Consider the following 15,382-nt stretch of genomic DNA (forward strand, 5'->3'; position numbering starts at 1 on the left):
CTAACGAAACCAACGACGGACAGAACTACCGAAAGTAGGGGTTTGTAACTCGATGCGTGAATATACTACCGAGGCGAAATACGTCATCGGCGAGGACGAGACGATTATTACCTCGCTGCAGGAGCTGGTGCAGAAGCGCCCGAAGCTGGTGCTTTTCACCCGCCCCAAGAACTTTGAGTGGGTAAATGTCACCGCTCAGGAGTTCTATGACGAGGCAAAGGGGGTCGCTAAGGGGCTAATTGCCAACGGTGTGCAGCCGGGCGACCGCGTAGCGCTGCTCAGTGAGACTCGCTACGAGTGGAACCTGATCAATACCGCTATCTGGATGGCAGGCGCTGCTGTTGTCCCGATTTACGGCTCTTCTTCGTCTGGCCAAATTCGTTGGATTATTGAAAACTCCGGTGCTGTTTTCGCATTTACTGAGTCGCGTGAGCACACCGACCGCATGAAGCCTCTGCTGGTCGAAAAGGGCACCGAGAACCCGGAGGGCGAGTCTCAGCTGCGTCGTGTACTGGAGATTAACGCTTCCGCTACTGACACCATTAGCTACGAAGGCCGTGACATTGACGGCGACGAGGTCGAGCGCCGCATCAAGGACACCAAGGCCGACGACCTGGCAACCGTGATTTACACCTCCGGTACCACTGGTCGTCCGAAGGGCTGCGTGCTCCTGCACAGCAACTGGCTGGCGGAGGCCCGCGCCATCCTCACCAACGAGATTGGCCTGATTGCCCGTCCGGGTAACCGCATTCTGACCTTCCTGCCGTTGGCGCACGTGTTGGCTCACGCAGTGTCCCTGGCTTCGATGATTTCCGGTGCTACCCAGTCTCACTGGGCTGATACCAAGACCGTCACCCTGGAGTTCCAGCGTTCCCGTCCGCACATGATTCTCGGTGTGCCGCGCGTGTTCGAGAAGGTTCGTGACTCCGCCTACGCCTCCGCTAAGGAGAAGGGCGCATTCGGTCTGGCCATGTTCGAGCGTGCTGAGGCCACCGCCATCGAGTACTCCAAGGCGCTGGATACTCCGGCAGGTCCGTCGCGTGTCTTGAAGCTGCGTCGCCAGCTCTACGATCGCCTGCTGTTCTCGAAAATTCGCGCAGCTATGGGTGAGGCCGTGCAGTACACCATTTCCGGTGGTTCGGCTCTGTCCTCTGACCTCGGGCACTTCTTCCGTGGTCTCGGTGTGCCTGTCTACGAAGGCTACGGTCTGACTGAGTCCACGGCTGCCGTCACCGTGAACAACCCGAGCGAGCAAATCATTGGTACCGTCGGTCGTCCGGTCGGTGGCTGTTCCGCCGCTATCGCTGATGATGGCGAAGTTCTGCTGCGTGGTCCGGTTGTGTTCGACCGCTACTGGAAGAACGAAGAGGCTACCAAGGAAGCCTTCATCGACGGCGAATGGTTTAAGACTGGTGACCTCGGTGAGCTGACCGAAGAAGGCCACCTGAAGATCACCGGCCGCAAGAAGGACCTCATTGTCACCGCAGGTGGTAAGAATGTCGCGCCGGGTCCGATGGAAGACCGCATGCGTGCGCACCCGCTGGTGTCCCAGGCAGTCGTCATCGGCGATGGTCGTCCGTTCGTCTCCGTGTTGGTCACTCTCGATGAGGAGGCACTGGAGAAGTGGAAGATTGAGCACTCCGTCCCCGAGCACACCTCGATCCGTGAACTCGCTGCCTCCAGCGCAGTTTTGCGCGCCGAGATTCAGGACGCCGTCAACTCCGCTAACGAGCTGGTTTCTCACGCAGAGGCCATTAAGAAGTTCCATATTCTGGACAGTGACTTCACCGAGGAAAGCGGCGAGCTGACCCCGACCATGAAGGTCAAGCGCAACATTGTCATGGACAACTACTCGCGTGACATTGAGGCTCTCTACCAGCGTTAATTCACGTTCTGCCAGCCGTCGATAGAAAACGGCAGCGTGTTGTTACCGCGCTAGCGCCCCTCACCCCATTAAGGTGAGGGGCGCTAGAAATTTTTAAGGAGTTTTCAGTTTTCGAAAGTTGGCAATCGTCAACATTCGTCGATATTCGAAAGCGGAAAACTGCAATGATGTCACCGACACCGAAGATGTCGTGGGAGGGCGGGCAATGATTAACCACTTCGATGCTCGGCTACGCCTGCGCGAAGTGACCCAAGAGCTCTACGACATTGGTGACGAAGTTGCCGAACACATCGAGCACCTCGCTCAGGCGGTTGCTGATGTAGATCGTGAGCTGGTGGACGAATGTGTCCTCGAGCTCGCTGACATCGTCGACGAGGCCGTTGAGGACTGCCGCCCTCTGATTGGTGAGCTTGATGGTCTACGCCAAGCGTTTACCTCTGGCATTCGTTCGGGGCGCATCGGTACTCTTTCCTCCGCTTCGACACCGCGACGACACCCGCATCCGGCACCGAAGTCGCCGGATGTGCAGTCATTGTCGCTCATTCCGGCTCCTTTGAAGCATCCGGTTGCAGTCCCTACGGTCACGCAGGCCATGATTGCTCGCTCCGATGCCGTGGCCTCCTACCTGGAGGAACTCGCCGACTGGGTTTCCGCCGAAAACATCCGAGGCGTGGAGAAACTCGGCAGTGTGGTGCTTCCGCAGCTTTACGCGCAGTCTGGCCGCCGAGCACTGTCCGCGGCCGCCGCTTGGTGTGTTGCTGTTCCCGAGACTCATCCGGCAGTTGCCAATGCGCTGCGCGGCCGCAGGCCTCCGGAGTTCCTGATGGAACGTGCCCGCATCGATGAAATTGTCCGCCGCGTCAAGCAACGTCGAGCCAAGGAGCATGCGTGAGCGAAGCCTCCGCACACACCGATTCCTTCGGTGTCTACTTACACGTCCCATTCTGCGCCACCCGTTGTGGCTACTGTGACTTCAACACCTATACGCCAGGTCAGCTGGGCAGTGGTGCAACGCAGGGAGATTACCTCGATGCCATCGTGGCTGAGCTCGAGATGGCCGTCGTAAAGCACCCCGAACTCGCGCGTGGCGCCGATACCGTGTTTATCGGCGGTGGTACGCCGTCGATGTTGGGGGCGAGTGGTCTTCGTCGCCTGCTCGACGGTGTGCGCAACAGCTTTGGGCTTGCCGACGACGCCGAGGTCACCACCGAGTCGAATCCCGAGTCGACCTCCCCGGAGTTTTTCGAAGGCTTGGCCGAGGCAGGGTTTACCCGGGTGAGTCTGGGCATGCAGTCGGCTGTGCCGCATGTGCTGGCCACTCTGGATCGTACGCACACGCCGGGGCGTCCTGCGGCGGCAGTGGCGGAGGCACGCGCTGCCGGTTTTGAGCACATCAACCTCGATGTTATCTATGGCACGCCAGGGGAGTCGATGGCGAACCTCGATACGACGTTGGAGGCAGTCCTGGCCACGGAGGTCGATCATGTTTCGGCGTACTCGCTGATCGTCGAACCGGGTACCGCGATGGCGCGTAAGGTTCGTCGCGGTGAGCTGCCGATGCCTGACGACGACGATCTCGCCGACCGCTACGAGCGCATCGATGCCGCACTGAGTCAAGCCGGTTTTTCCTGGTACGAGGTGTCCAACTGGGCAAAACCGGGCGGCCAATGTCGTCACAATATGCTCTACTGGCGCGATGGAAATTGGTGGGGTGCGGGCCCCGGTGCACATTCGCACCTGGATGGCACGAGGTTTTACAACGTCAAGCATCCGGCTCGCTACGCGGCGACCATTTCCGGCGGAGAGTTGCCGATTAAGGATTCAGAAGGGCTAACGGCCGAGAATCGGCACACTGAGAAGATTATGCTGGGCCTCCGCTTGGCCGAGGGTATCGATGCCAATCTGCTCGGAGAGGATGAGCTGGGCAAGGCACGTCGGCAAGCGGAAGCGGGCATGGTGGAGTTTGTTTCCGTCGATTGTGGCCAGCGGATTCAGCTGACCAATCGCGGTCGTTTGCTGGCCGACGCAATAATTGTTGACATCCTTAGTTAAACTATCCGCATGTCATCTCAGACGGATAAGCGCAGGCAGGAAGTTCTTCGGGCAATTGTCTCGGATTACGTAGCTTCCCAGGAGCCAGTCGGCTCGAAGGCTCTGGTGGAGCGCCACAATCTGGGTGTGTCCTCGGCGACCATTAGAAATGACATGGCGGTGCTGGAGGCCGAGGGCTATATCCAGCAGGAACATGCATCGTCCGGGCGTATCCCGACTGAGAAGGGCTACCGCCTTTTTGTGGACAATCTTTCGCAGATTAAGCCGCTGTCCCGGGCTGAGCGCCGAGCTATCCTCGAGTTCCTCGAAGGCGGCGTCGATTTGGAGGACGTTCTGCGTCGCAGTGTGCAGCTGCTGGCCCAGCTAACCCGTCAGGTCGCAGTGGTGCAGGTACCGACGCTGGAGGTCTCCCGCGTCCGGCACTGCGAGGTTGTCCAGCTCGCCGACGCGCGATTGTTGCTGGTAGTCATCACTGACACCGGGCGCGTGGAGCAGCGCAATGTTGAGCTGCCAGCACCGATGGATCCCGATCTCGTGCCGCTCTTGCGTGAGCATTTCAACCGTGCAATGTCGGGGCACACGCTTGCCGACGCGTCGATTGCGATTTCCGATCTTGCGGCTAACGCCCCGCGTGATTTGCGGGATGTGCTTATTCGCTGCTCGACGGTGCTGGTGGAGTCGTTGATTGAGAAGCCGAATGACAGACTCATCCTGGCCGGGGCATCGAATTTGACCCGTGGTAATATGGCCGGTCGCTTACCTTCTACGTTGCCCATGGTTCTTGAAGCTCTCGAAGAACAGGTGGTCGTGCTGAAACTGCTGTCGGCCGCGCAGGATTTGCACCACGTTCGCGTTTCCATCGGTGAGGAAAACGAGGACGAGGAGCTGCGCGCTACCTCAGTTGTTTCAACTGGCTATGGCACCGGCACCGAAATTTTGGGTGGCATGGGCGTAGTTGGCCCCACATTTATGGATTATCCGGGAACAATTTCCTCGGTTGCTGCTGTTGCACAGTACGTTGGCCGGGTATTGAAAGGAAGTAGCTAAAGTTGGCACGCGACTATTACGGCATCCTCGGAGTGGAGAAGGACGCTACGGACGCTGAGATTAAGAAGGCGTACCGAAAGCTGGCGCTCAAGTACCACCCAGACCGTAATCCGGGTGATGAAGAAGCTGCGGAGAAGTTCCGTGAGGCATCTGAGGCGAACGAGGTCCTGCTGGATCCTGAAAAGCGCCGGATTGTGGATATGGGAGGAGATCCTCTCAATCCGCAGGGCGGTATGCCAGGCGGAGGTTTCGGCGGTTTCGGTGGCGGCGGAGTCGGCGATATCTTCGAAGCATTCTTCGGCGGTGCCGGCGGTACCCGCCAGCGCCGCTCGCGTGTACAGCCAGGTGCAGATGCGCTGCTGCGTATTTCGCTGGGCCTCGATGAGGCATTCACCGGTGTCCGCAAGCCCATCACGGTGGACACCGCGGTGCTGTGTGAGCAGTGCGAGGGAACTGGCTCGAAGTCCAAATCCAAGCCGAAGATGTGTACCAGCTGTGATGGCACTGGCGAGATTCAGCAGGTCCAGCGTTCCTTCCTGGGCAATGTGATGACCTCGCGGCCGTGCCCGACTTGTGAGGGCACCGGCGAGATCATCCCCGATCCGTGTAACAACTGCGGTGGCGATGGCCGCGTCCGTGCTCGCCGTGATCTGACGGTCAACGTTCCGGCAGGTATCTCTGATGGCATGCGTATTCGCATGGCAGGGCAGGGCGAGGTCGGTCCGGGCGGTGGCCCGGCGGGTGACCTCTACGTGGAAGTTGCCATGGACCCGCACCCTGTATTCGAGCGTGAGGGCGATGATCTGCACTTTAACGTGCAGGTGCCCATGGCTGATGCCGCACTTGGTACCGAGTTTGAGGTCGACGACCTGCTCGGCGAACCAATGACCATCAAGGTTGATTCGGGCACCCAGCCGGCAGAGCAGATTCGTCTGTCGGGTAAGGGCATGCCGCATCTGCGCGGCGAGGGCAACGGCGACGTGGTCGCACACGTCGATGTCACGGTGCCGACGAAGCTGGACCGCAAGTCCCGCGAGCTGCTGGAGAAGCTACGCGAGCACCGCGATGATGATGCCAAGGTGGCAGACTCGAGTGAGCGCAACGGTTTCTTCTCCCGATTCCGCCGCCGTTAGAACACGCCATCCCCAAAGCCCCCTCCAGTGAGTGTGAAGCACACATGAGTTTGCCCGTATTCCTCGGTGAGTTCACCGAGCTGCCGCGCCCGGAAGAAATCATTCGAATCCTCGGGTCGGAGGCAAAGCACATCAGCGTTCGCAGGCTGAAGGAGGGCTCGGAGATTCTTCTTGCCAATGGTGCGGACAAGGTGGTGCGAGCACAGCTCATGCACGTAGACCCTCGTGAGGTCCACGTTCGTGTGGTTGCCGCTGAGGAACGTCCACGTCCGCGCCCGCACGTCACTGTGGTGCAGGCGCTGCCGAAGTCAGATCGTGCTGAGCTTGCGGTCGATATGATGACCGAGGCCGGGGTCGATGAGATTATCCCCTGGGCGGCCGTGAATTGTGTAGCCCGATGGCAGGGTACCGCGAAGGTCACTAAGGCCCGCACCAAGTGGCAGTCGACTGCGCGCGAGGCAGCCAAGCAGGCTCGTCGTGCATGGATTCCGCCGGTCGCGGACCTGCATAGCTCCGCCGATATTGAGCAACTCATCCGGGAAACCACATCAGCAGGTGGTGTGGCAGCAGTTTTGCACGAGGAGGAAACAGCTCCGTTCGTGGACTTCGCCGCGCAGGCAGCAAACGCTGACAAGGTTCTTTTCATCGTCGGCCCAGAAGGGGGAGTCAGTCCTGGGGAACTCGAGGCCTTCCGCGCCGCAGGTGCTAGCTCGGTAGTACTCGGCCCGACAGTTCTCCGCAGCGCCCTCGCGGGAGCTGCTGCTCTTTGCGCACTGGGCCCGTTGACAAAGCGCTGGGGCGGCGCACCCACGCCTGGTCAGTAGGATAGACGCATAATGACAAAGTATTCAGTAACTGCTCGTACCACGGCCGTCGTCGAGCTCGATGACAATCTCGCGCCGATTGTGGTCGGTCATGCGGATCAGAACCTACGTCTGCTGGAATCTCTGCTGGCAGCGGATATTCATGTCCGCGGCGGAGTTGTGACAATCAAGGGTGCTCCGGCGGATGTTTCGTTGGCTGTCCGCGCTTTCAAGGAGTTAGAGGCAATGGCCCGTCGTGGGCACGAGCTCTCCCCGGAGTCGGTGCGGCACGCGGTGGGCATTGTGGATCGCGGGGAGAAGTCCGCCAGCGAGGTGCTCGGTGGCGGCATCGTGACGCATCGTGGCAAGACCGTGCGTCCCAAGACTGAGGGACAAAAGAACTACGTCGATGCCATCGACCGCTATAACGTTGTTTTCGGTATCGGCCCCGCCGGTACGGGCAAGACCTTCCTGGCCATGGCCAAGGCTGTTGCTGCGCTGAAGAATAAGCAGGTCGAACGCATTATTCTGACTCGCCCCGCAGTGGAGGCCGGTGAAAACCTGGGCTTCCTGCCGGGTACTCTGCATGAGAAGATTGACCCCTACCTGCGCCCATTGCACGATGCGATGCGCGAAATGCTTGAGCCAGAGCTGATTCCAAAGCTGATGGAAACTGGGGTAGTGGAGGTCGCACCGCTGGCGTACATGCGCGGTCGTACCTTGAACAATGCGTTCATCATTCTCGACGAAGCACAGAACACTACTCCGGCGCAGATGAAAATGTTCCTCACCCGCCTGGGCTTCGGTTCGAAGATGGTCATCACCGGTGACGCCAGCCAGGTCGACCTGCCTCGGGGGCAGAAGTCCGGTCTAGCTGTCGCCCGTGAGGTGCTGCGCGGTGTGCCGGGAATCGCTTTTCCGGCGCTGGCGGCTGCGGATGTGGTGCGCAACCCGCTGGTAACCGCAATTGTCGAGGCCTACGATGACTACGATGCCTATAACGAAGGTATTGAACAGGGCGCCGAGTCCCCACAAAAGCGACAGTCCGCCACAAAGCGATAAAGGACGCTGAAATTACATGAGCATTGAAGTTTTCAACGAGTCCGGTCAGGGCGTCAATGAAGAGTCGCTTATCGACGTTGCCCGTTATGCGCTGGGCCGCCTGGACGTGCATCCGGCAGCCGAGCTGAGCATTCACATTGTCGACTTGAAGACGATCGAAGACCTCCATGTGCGCTGGCTGGATCTGCCGGGTCCGACAGATGTGATGAGCTTCCCGATGGATGAGCTCACTCCTGGCTCTGGCCGACCAGATGCAGCTAGCCCAGGGCCTGCAATGCTGGGCGACATTGTGTTGTGCCCGGAGTTTGCCGCGGGGCAGGCGGAGCGTGCAGGTCATCCGCTGAGCCACGAGTTGGTTCTGCTCACCGTGCACGGCGTACTGCACCTGTTGGGTTATGACCATGTCACGGCGGAGGAAGAGCGCCAGATGTTCTCCCTGCAGAATGGCCTGTTGGCGGATTGGTACGACGACATCGATCGTCGTGGCGTGAGCTTTTCCGAAAAACCAATTAACCCCAATGCGTTCCCGGAGCGTTCTAACGAGCGATGATCACTTTGATAATTGTCGCCGTTGTGGCGATGATCTGCGCTGGCGGACTTAACACAGTCGAAACTGCGGTCGCAGGGATTTCCCGTGCGCGCGTGGCCGAGCTGCAGCGTGACGAGGTCGCGGGTGCTAATGCGCTTCTCAAGGTCGTAGAAAATCGGGCTCGGCACGTCAATGTGCTGGTGATTTTGCGGACGCTGTGCGAGTCAATCGGTGCAGTGACGCTTGCGGCAGTTTGTCTTAAGCTTTTCGAGCCGGAGCGCTGGGCCATTGTGGCTGCAGTGGTGTTGCTGGCTCTGTTCACCTTCCTGGTCCTCGGGGTGTTTTCCCGCACCATGGGTCGGAAGAATCCGTACTCGATTTCCCTCGCCACCGCAGTCGTCCTGAGTTTTATGGCCAAGGTGTTGGGGCCACTGGAAAAGTTGCTGATTTGGTTCGGCAACATCATCACACCTGGTGGTGGCTTCCGCGATGGCCCGTTCGCCACTGAAGTCGAGTTGCGCGAGATGGTCGATATCGCCCAGGAGCGCGGCATTGTGGAGCACGATGAGCGCCGCATGATTCAGTCTGTGTTCGATCTCGCGGAAACGTCGGCACGCGTTGTTATGGTTCCGCGCCCAGAGATGGTGTGGATTGAGGCGGATAAGCACTGTGGTCAGGCAGTGGCCCTATGCGTGAAGTCGGGTCACTCGCGGCTGCCGGTGATTGGCGAGAGCGTTGAGGACATCGTCGGCGTCATTTACTTGAAGGACATTGTCCAGCAGACGTACTCGCGTACTGATGGTGGCCGCGGTGTTCGCGTCTCCGAGGTCATGCGTGACTGCGTTTTTGTGCCCGATTCCAAGCCACTGGATGACCTGCTCGATGAAATGCAGCGCACCCGCAATCACATCGCCATTCTCATCGACGAATATGGATCGGTCGCCGGTCTTATCTCTATTGAGGACATCCTCGAGGAGATTGTCGGTGAGATTGCCGACGAATACGACGAGGCCGAGCAGGCCCCCATCGAACCACTGGGGGATGCCTCCTACCGAGTGCAGGCGCGCCTCAGCTTGGGCGAGCTCATAGAGCTTTACGACGAAGCCCACGGGCGCCAACTCGTCTTCGATGACGAGGTCACCGATGAGGTGGATACGGTCTCCGGTCTGTTGGCATATGAGCTTGGACGTGTGCCACTGCCCGGTTCGTACGTAGAATATGCAGGACTGAAGTTTACCGCCGAGGGCTCGCGTGACCGTCGTGGTCGTATGCGGGTACGCACTGTGGTGGTGGAGCCGACTGCGGAGTTTTACTCCGAGGAAGAAGATACTGATGGGCAATCTTGATGACATGCTGGCCAATGCTGGACTTGGCGGAGATGCTGATGATTACAGTGCGCCGGAGGGCTTTCGCTCTGGGTTCGTTTCCATTGTGGGGCGTCCGAATACCGGTAAGTCCACGCTGACCAATTCCCTGGTGGGCGAGAAGATCGCTATTACCGCTAACCAGCCGGAAACCACGCGTCATCCAGTCCGAGGTGTAGTCCACCGCGAGAACTGTCAGATTGTTGTCGTGGATACGCCAGGTCTGCACAAGCCACGCACGCTGCTCGGTGAGCGCCTGAATGACATGGTTCAGGAGACCTATTCCGATGTGGACTTGGTAGCGATGGTCGTGCCTGCCGACGAGAAAATTGGCCCCGGTGACCGCTGGATTTACGAGAACGTCTCCAAAGGTTGCAAGAACATCATGGGCATTGTGTCCAAGGTGGATAAGGTCTCGCGCGATACCATTATTGAGCGCCTGATTGAGCTGCAGGAGTTGCTCGGTCCGGATGCCGAGCTTGTGCCACTGTCGTCGAAGTCTGGCGAGAACATCAACACGCTGATTGATGTCATGTCTTCCCAGTTGCCGGAGGGACCGCGCCTGTATCCGAAGGGTCACATCACCGATGAGGATTTGCACACCCGGATGGCGGAGCTCATTCGCGAGGCGGCCCTCGGCGGTCTGCGCGATGAGTTGCCGCACTCCGTGGCAGTCCAGATCGATGAGGTGCTGCCAAACCAGGACCGCGAAGGCGTCCTGGATGTCCACGCCGTTATCTATGTCGAGCGTTCGGGGCAGAAGTCCATCCTCATGGGACGCGACGGTCGACGCATGGGCACCACCATTCATAAGGCTCGTAAGGAACTCATTGCGCTGCTCGGTCAGAATGTTTACCTCGACCTGCGCGTGAAGGTGCTGAAGGACTGGCAGTCGGACCCGAAGCAGCTGGGCAAGTTGGGATTCTAAAAAATTGGTCGAGCCGTATCGCGACCGTGCGCTGGTCGTACGCCGCTACGACCTCGGAGAAGCCGACCGCATCATCGTCCTTTTCACCCGCGACCACGGCCTAGTCCGCGGTGTCGCCAAAGGCGTGCGGCGCGCGAAGAGCCGCTTCGGCTCCCGCCTGTCACCATTCGTCGACGTGGATGTCAACATCTACCCACGCCGAGGACTGTCCACTATCGCAGGCGCAGATACCGTGCGCACGTGGGCAGCACCGCTTGTCGACGACTATGCGCGCTACACCTGTGCGTGTGCAGTCCTGGACGTCGCCGAACGCATTGTCGGCGAGGAGCAAGTGCCGGCTCCCGAATTGTGGGATCTCACCACCCAATCGCTCGACGACGTTGCGGCCGGTCGCCATCGCCCCGATTTGTTGCTGACCTCCTACATCCTGCGAGCAATGGCGCAGGCAGGTTGGCAGCCAAGCCTCTTTGAATGCGCAGGCTGCGGCAAAGCCGGGCCTCACCACGCGTTTTCTCCCGCATTAGGTGGAGCAGTGTGCACTAACTGCCGGCCACCGGGTGCAGATACTCCGCCGACCGAGGTTCTGCATCTGATGTGGCAGCTTGCTCATGAGCAATGGGCGGGCATCGATACGTCGTCAAGCGAATTCGAGGGACGGATGGCGACGGCGCGTACCCTAACGGCGAAGTACCTGCAGTACTACCTGGGCCGCCGGGTGCCGGCGCTGGAACATGTGGATGCTTTTTGGCAGTAAACAGTAGCGGTGGGGCACAATAGGAAGCGTGTTGAATCCTCCTGTACCGCAGCAATTCGTGCCCAATCACATCGCGCTCGTGATGGACGGCAATGGTAGATGGGCCGAACAGCGTGGGCTCAAACGCACCGAGGGACACAAGCGTGGCGAGGCCGTGCTGATGGAGTGCGTCGATGCTTGTTTGGAGATGGGCGTCAAGCACCTGTCGGCTTACGCATTTTCCACTGAGAATTGGCGCCGTTCGGTCGATGAGGTCCGATTCCTCATGGGCTTTAATCGCGACGTGCTGCGCCGACGTCGTGATGAGCTGGATTCGAAGAACGTTCGCGTGCGTTGGGCAGGGCGTCGCCCGCGACTGTGGCGCTCGGTGATTAAGGAACTTGAGATTGCCGAGGAGCAGACGAAGGACAATGACGCGCTAACTCTGTATATGTGCGTCAACTACGGTGGTCGCGCTGAAATTGTTGATGCTGCTAGAGAGATTGCTCGTCAGGCAGCAGCGGGGGAGCTCAGCGAATATGACTTGACCGAGAAGTCTTTCGCACAGTTCCTGGATGAGCCGACTATGCCGGATGTTGATCTGTTCTTGCGTCCGTCGGGCGAGCAGCGCACGTCCAACTTCTTGATCTGGCAGTCCGCCTATGCGGAGATGGTCTATCAGGACAAGCTTTTCCCGGATTTCGGTCGGGATGACATGCGCGCCGCAGTGGTGGAGTACGCCAAGCGCGACCGTAGGTTCGGCAAGGCCTAGAGCCGGTATTTTTTGGGGCGGGAGGCCGGGCTACTTCTTCTGGCAGTCCCTGCACAGGCCGAAGACCTCAGCAGTGTGCCCGGTTAGATTAAAACCGTGCTCCTCCGCCAGGCTGTGAGCCCACTGCTCGACAGGGCCGCCGGCGACTTCAACGGTGCTGCCGCAATCGGTGCAGACCAGGTGATGATGGTGGTGGTCACCGCACAGCCGGTAGAGAGCCTCTCCGGAGGCATTGTGCAGAACATCGACAATGTCCATTTCTGCAAGGGACTGGAGCGTCCGATAGACCGTCGTCAAGCCGACCTTGTCCCCACGTTCCGTCAGCGACTTATGAATGTCAGCAGCGGAGCGAAAATTAGGAGCCTCACTCATAATCGACACGACGGCGCGGCGTTGGCGAGTACTGCGCTGGCCGATGCGGGTTGCGGCCGGCCGCGCGGAGGCGTGTGCCCCGGTGCTAGCGGGGGAGCCCGTACCACGTGGGTTTTCGCCAGAACTAACTTCGTGCATATCTTCGCCAGCCATGTAACCGACACTACCCGGTATCGGTTGGACAAGATGCGCTAGAGTATAGGGGAACTTTTAACTGGCCTGTTGAGGTTAGTACATTTTGCTTTTCATTATGTCGTTCGCCGCACGGAACGGGCTGAATTGTGTGCCCGGAAAAGGCGTGTGGTGTGCGATGCGAAGCCATTTATAAGGAGTGGTCTAGACCGTGGCACCTAAGTCAGTTGTCGATACCGTCGCCAACCTGTGTAAGCGCAGGGGGTTCGTTTACCCGTGTGGTGAAATTTACGGCGGTACCCGCTCGGCATGGGATTACGGTCCCCTGGGTGTGGAGCTGAAGGAAAACATCAAGCGCCAGTGGTGGAAGACCTTCGTCACCGGTCGTAAGGATGTCGTCGGCCTGGATTCCTCCATTATCCTGCCGCGCCAGGTCTGGGAAGCTTCCGGCCACGTCGCTACCTTTACCGACCCGCTGGTGGAGTCCCTGCACACCCACAAGCGTTACCGCGCCGACCACCTGCTGGAGGCCTACGAGGCCAAGCACGGTCACCCGCCGGCCAATGGTTTGGCAGACGTTCCGGACCCGGAGACCGGTCAGCCGGGCAACTGGACCGAGCCGCAGATGTTCTCCGGTCTGATGAAGACCTTCCTCGGCCCGGTCGACAATGAGCAGGGCCTGCACTACATGCGCCCGGAGACCGCTCAGGGTATCTTCGTAAACTTCAAGAACGTTATGACCACGGCTCGTATGAAGCCACCGTTCGGTATCGGCCAGACCGGTAAGGCATTCCGTAACGAGATCACCCCGGGCAACTTCATCTTCCGTACCCGCGAGTTCGAGCAGATGGAGATCGAGTACTTCGTCGCACCGAACGAGGCGGAAGAGAAGTTCGATGAGTGGGTCGACGCCTGCTGGAACTGGTTCATTGACCTGGGCGTTAACCCGGAGAACATGCGTCAGTTCGACGTTCCGAAGGACGAGCGCGCTCACTACTCTGCACGCACAATCGACTTCGAGTACCGTTTCCACTTCCAGGGCAACGAGTGGGGCGAGCTGATGGGTGTCGCCAACCGTACGGACTACGACCTCGGCTGCCACATCGAGCACTCCAAGGAAGACCTGCGTTACCACGACCAGGTCACCGGCGAAAAGTACGTTCCGTACGTCATTGAGCCGTCCTTCGGTCTGACCCGCGCCCTGATGGCCTTCCTGTGTGATGCCTACACCGAGGAAGAGGTGCCGAACGCAAAGGGCGGCACCGACACCCGTACTGTGCTGAAGCTGGACCCGCGTCTGTCGCCGGTTAAGGTTGCTGTTTTGCCGCTGTCGAAGAAGGACACCCTGACTCCGACTGCTGAGGCTGTCGCCGACAAGCTGCGCCAGTACTGGGCCGTCGATTACGACACCTCCGGTGCTATCGGCCGTCGTTACCGTCGCCAGGATGAGATCGGTACTCCGTTCTGTGTCACCGTTGACTTCGATACTCTCGAGGACAACGCTGTGACCGTCCGTGACCGCGACACCATGGAGCAGGAGCGCGTCAAGATTGACGAGCTGGAAGGCTACCTCGCAGCTCGCCTGGTGGGCTGCTAATGGCCGAAGAAGTTTTTTGGGAATCCTATAGTCTCGGCGACGGTTCTCGGGAAAAATCCGAGCAAACCTGGCCGATTCTGAAGGAACGCACCGAAGTCGGCACGTACATCCGTGATGAGCAGGGCGATCGCCTCAACACCCCGGAAGGGGAGTGGGTCATTGACGCCTCTGCTAATCACCGTGTTTCCGCCACGCTTCCCGACGGCCGCGTGTTCTCGACCGTTGCTGCTGACCGTGACAAGATTTCGCGAGCCAAGCAGCTTTCAGTGACCTTTGGGCCGGAGCGTCCTGAAGGCAAGCTGGTGTGCGAGGGATCGACGAACTACGTCATCGAGAATGCGAAGACCGGCGAGAAGTGGGGCCAGTTTACCGGTGCGTCCCGTGGCGTGCGCCACGCAGAGGTGCAGTTCGACACCGATGAGGGCCGTGCGCTGCCGGAAGAGGAGAAGATCTTCCTGGTCTACAGTGCTCGTCGAGTGCTGGAGTCCCGCATGGTTTCCTCTACCTGGATTCTCACTGTCTGCTTGCTCTTGCTGATTGCCTATATGATTTGGGTGTGGATCGTGTAGCAACTATTGCAGACGGCGTCGTTTACGACGAGTACAAAAAGACCCTGTCCGACGGCTGGAGCTGTCAGGACGGGGTCTTTAGTGCTTTCTGGATCACCTCGTCACAAGGGCGTGGCTGGCAGGTGAAAGCCCGCTTTTTTAGCACGAACGCGCTAGTGATGACGAATCCGGATGAGGGGGATTCTTTCGTCCTAAACAGAGAAGGACGGGGAATTCGCACGGTCTTCGACATCGAACGGCCAGGCTATGAGCTCGCCCGAATCGTCAGAGAGGACAGCCTAGGCCGAGGGGTATTTGGTGTCTATGCCCAGAAAGGAGACTTCCGGGGGAGTTTCGAAGACTGGCTGATTGCCGCCGCTCTGGCGACGTGGTCTGTGGATGGACCACGCCAGATGCGAATTTAG

Annotated in this window: 16 protein-coding genes; 15 read left to right on the forward strand and 1 reads right to left on the reverse strand. The window is 59.3% G+C overall.

What is annotated here, in order from left to right:
* Positions 1-52 precede the first annotated feature (52 nt).
* The 12 genes from HMPREF2820_RS04265 (at position 53) to HMPREF2820_RS04320 (ending at position 12,308) form a co-directional block, all read left to right on the forward strand.
* Positions 53-1,885 (forward strand): AMP-dependent synthetase/ligase, encoded by a 1,833-nt coding sequence (locus tag HMPREF2820_RS04265; RefSeq protein WP_016423122.1) that lies wholly within the window; start codon positions 53-55, stop codon positions 1,883-1,885.
* 118 nt (positions 1,886-2,003) lie between these two features.
* Entirely contained in the window at positions 2,004-2,777 is a 774-nt protein-coding gene (locus tag HMPREF2820_RS04270) for a hypothetical protein (RefSeq protein ID WP_246822213.1), read from the forward strand.
* Positions 2,774-3,937, forward strand: a complete 1,164-nt coding sequence (gene hemW, locus HMPREF2820_RS04275; RefSeq protein WP_070602950.1) for a radical SAM family heme chaperone HemW — start codon at positions 2,774-2,776, stop codon at positions 3,935-3,937. The genes HMPREF2820_RS04270 and hemW overlap by 4 nt, the downstream gene beginning before the upstream one ends.
* 9 nt (positions 3,938-3,946) lie before the next feature.
* The gene (hrcA, locus tag HMPREF2820_RS04280; protein ID WP_016423119.1) at positions 3,947-4,984 is read left to right on the forward strand and encodes a heat-inducible transcriptional repressor HrcA; all 1,038 of its coding nucleotides are present in this window, start codon (positions 3,947-3,949) and stop codon (positions 4,982-4,984) included.
* A 2-nt stretch (positions 4,985-4,986) separates the two neighbouring features.
* Positions 4,987-6,117, forward strand: coding sequence for a molecular chaperone DnaJ (gene dnaJ / locus HMPREF2820_RS04285; RefSeq protein WP_049170716.1), 1,131 nt, complete (start codon positions 4,987-4,989; stop codon positions 6,115-6,117).
* Positions 6,118-6,161: 44 nt separating this feature from the next.
* Positions 6,162-6,941, forward strand: coding sequence for a 16S rRNA (uracil(1498)-N(3))-methyltransferase (locus HMPREF2820_RS04290; RefSeq protein ID WP_070602952.1), 780 nt, complete (start codon positions 6,162-6,164; stop codon positions 6,939-6,941).
* A gap of 12 nt (positions 6,942-6,953) precedes the next feature.
* Complete coding sequence (locus HMPREF2820_RS04295; RefSeq protein WP_005511086.1) at positions 6,954-7,982, forward strand: PhoH family protein; 1,029 nt, start codon at positions 6,954-6,956, stop codon at positions 7,980-7,982.
* A gap of 16 nt (positions 7,983-7,998) precedes the next feature.
* Entirely contained in the window at positions 7,999-8,532 is a 534-nt protein-coding gene (gene ybeY / locus HMPREF2820_RS04300; protein ID WP_005511056.1) for an rRNA maturation RNase YbeY, read from the forward strand.
* On the forward strand, positions 8,529-9,857 hold the full coding sequence (locus HMPREF2820_RS04305) for a hemolysin family protein (RefSeq protein ID WP_016423115.1): 1,329 nt from the start codon (positions 8,529-8,531) through the stop codon (positions 9,855-9,857). The genes ybeY and HMPREF2820_RS04305 overlap by 4 nt, the downstream gene beginning before the upstream one ends.
* Before the next feature lie 4 nt (positions 9,858-9,861).
* Positions 9,862-10,803 (forward strand): GTPase Era, encoded by a 942-nt coding sequence (gene era / locus HMPREF2820_RS04310; RefSeq protein ID WP_049192908.1) that lies wholly within the window; start codon positions 9,862-9,864, stop codon positions 10,801-10,803.
* A gap of 4 nt (positions 10,804-10,807) precedes the next feature.
* Entirely contained in the window at positions 10,808-11,557 is a 750-nt protein-coding gene (gene recO, locus HMPREF2820_RS04315; protein ID WP_016423113.1) for a DNA repair protein RecO, read from the forward strand.
* 28 nt (positions 11,558-11,585) lie between these two features.
* Positions 11,586-12,308, forward strand: a complete 723-nt coding sequence (locus HMPREF2820_RS04320; protein ID WP_016423112.1) for an isoprenyl transferase — start codon at positions 11,586-11,588, stop codon at positions 12,306-12,308.
* 30 nt (positions 12,309-12,338) lie between these two features.
* Here the strand turns inward: HMPREF2820_RS04320 and HMPREF2820_RS04325 are convergent, their stop codons facing one another.
* Positions 12,339-12,833 carry a Fur family transcriptional regulator gene (locus HMPREF2820_RS04325; protein ID WP_016423111.1) on the reverse strand — a complete coding sequence of 165 codons (495 nt, stop codon included), beginning with the start codon at positions 12,831-12,833 and terminating at the stop codon, positions 12,339-12,341.
* 190 nt (positions 12,834-13,023) lie between these two features.
* Between HMPREF2820_RS04325 and HMPREF2820_RS04330 the strand changes: the two genes are divergently transcribed.
* From HMPREF2820_RS04330 to HMPREF2820_RS04340, 3 genes are read left to right on the forward strand one after another with little or no spacing between them, the layout of a single operon-like run.
* On the forward strand, positions 13,024-14,409 hold the full coding sequence (locus HMPREF2820_RS04330) for a glycine--tRNA ligase (RefSeq protein ID WP_049189626.1): 1,386 nt from the start codon (positions 13,024-13,026) through the stop codon (positions 14,407-14,409).
* Positions 14,409-14,978: a hypothetical protein gene (locus HMPREF2820_RS04335; RefSeq protein ID WP_070602954.1), complete on the forward strand. Its 570-nt coding sequence runs from the start codon at positions 14,409-14,411 to the stop codon at positions 14,976-14,978. Before HMPREF2820_RS04330 ends, HMPREF2820_RS04335 begins: the two co-directional genes overlap by 1 nt.
* Positions 14,966-15,382, forward strand: coding sequence for a hypothetical protein (locus HMPREF2820_RS04340; protein WP_070602957.1), 417 nt, complete (start codon positions 14,966-14,968; stop codon positions 15,380-15,382). The genes HMPREF2820_RS04335 and HMPREF2820_RS04340 overlap by 13 nt, the downstream gene beginning before the upstream one ends.

The organism is Corynebacterium sp. HMSC064E08 (genome assembly GCF_001811805.1).
Classification (GTDB): Bacteria; Actinomycetota; Actinomycetes; order Mycobacteriales; family Mycobacteriaceae; genus Corynebacterium; species Corynebacterium jeikeium_D.

What these genes read in the sequence shown, in the direction of transcription:
- HMPREF2820_RS04265 (WP_016423122.1), top strand. Translation starts at nt 53, where the DNA reads ATGCGTGAATATACTACCGAGGCGAAATACGTCATCGGCGAGGACGAG.
- HMPREF2820_RS04290 (WP_070602952.1), top strand. Translation starts at nt 6,162, where the DNA reads ATGAGTTTGCCCGTATTCCTCGGTGAGTTCACCGAGCTGCCGCGCCCG.
- era (WP_049192908.1), top strand. Translation starts at nt 9,862, where the DNA reads ATGCTGGCCAATGCTGGACTTGGCGGAGATGCTGATGATTACAGTGCG.
- HMPREF2820_RS04335 (WP_070602954.1), top strand. Translation starts at nt 14,409, where the DNA reads ATGGCCGAAGAAGTTTTTTGGGAATCCTATAGTCTCGGCGACGGTTCT.
- ybeY (WP_005511056.1), top strand. Translation starts at nt 7,999, where the DNA reads ATGAGCATTGAAGTTTTCAACGAGTCCGGTCAGGGCGTCAATGAAGAG.
- hrcA (WP_016423119.1), top strand. Translation starts at nt 3,947, where the DNA reads ATGTCATCTCAGACGGATAAGCGCAGGCAGGAAGTTCTTCGGGCAATT.
- HMPREF2820_RS04325 (WP_016423111.1), bottom strand. Translation starts at nt 12,833, where the DNA reads ATGGCTGGCGAAGATATGCACGAAGTTAGTTCTGGCGAAAACCCACGT.
- HMPREF2820_RS04295 (WP_005511086.1), top strand. Translation starts at nt 6,954, where the DNA reads ATGACAAAGTATTCAGTAACTGCTCGTACCACGGCCGTCGTCGAGCTC.
- HMPREF2820_RS04305 (WP_016423115.1), top strand. Translation starts at nt 8,529, where the DNA reads ATGATCACTTTGATAATTGTCGCCGTTGTGGCGATGATCTGCGCTGGC.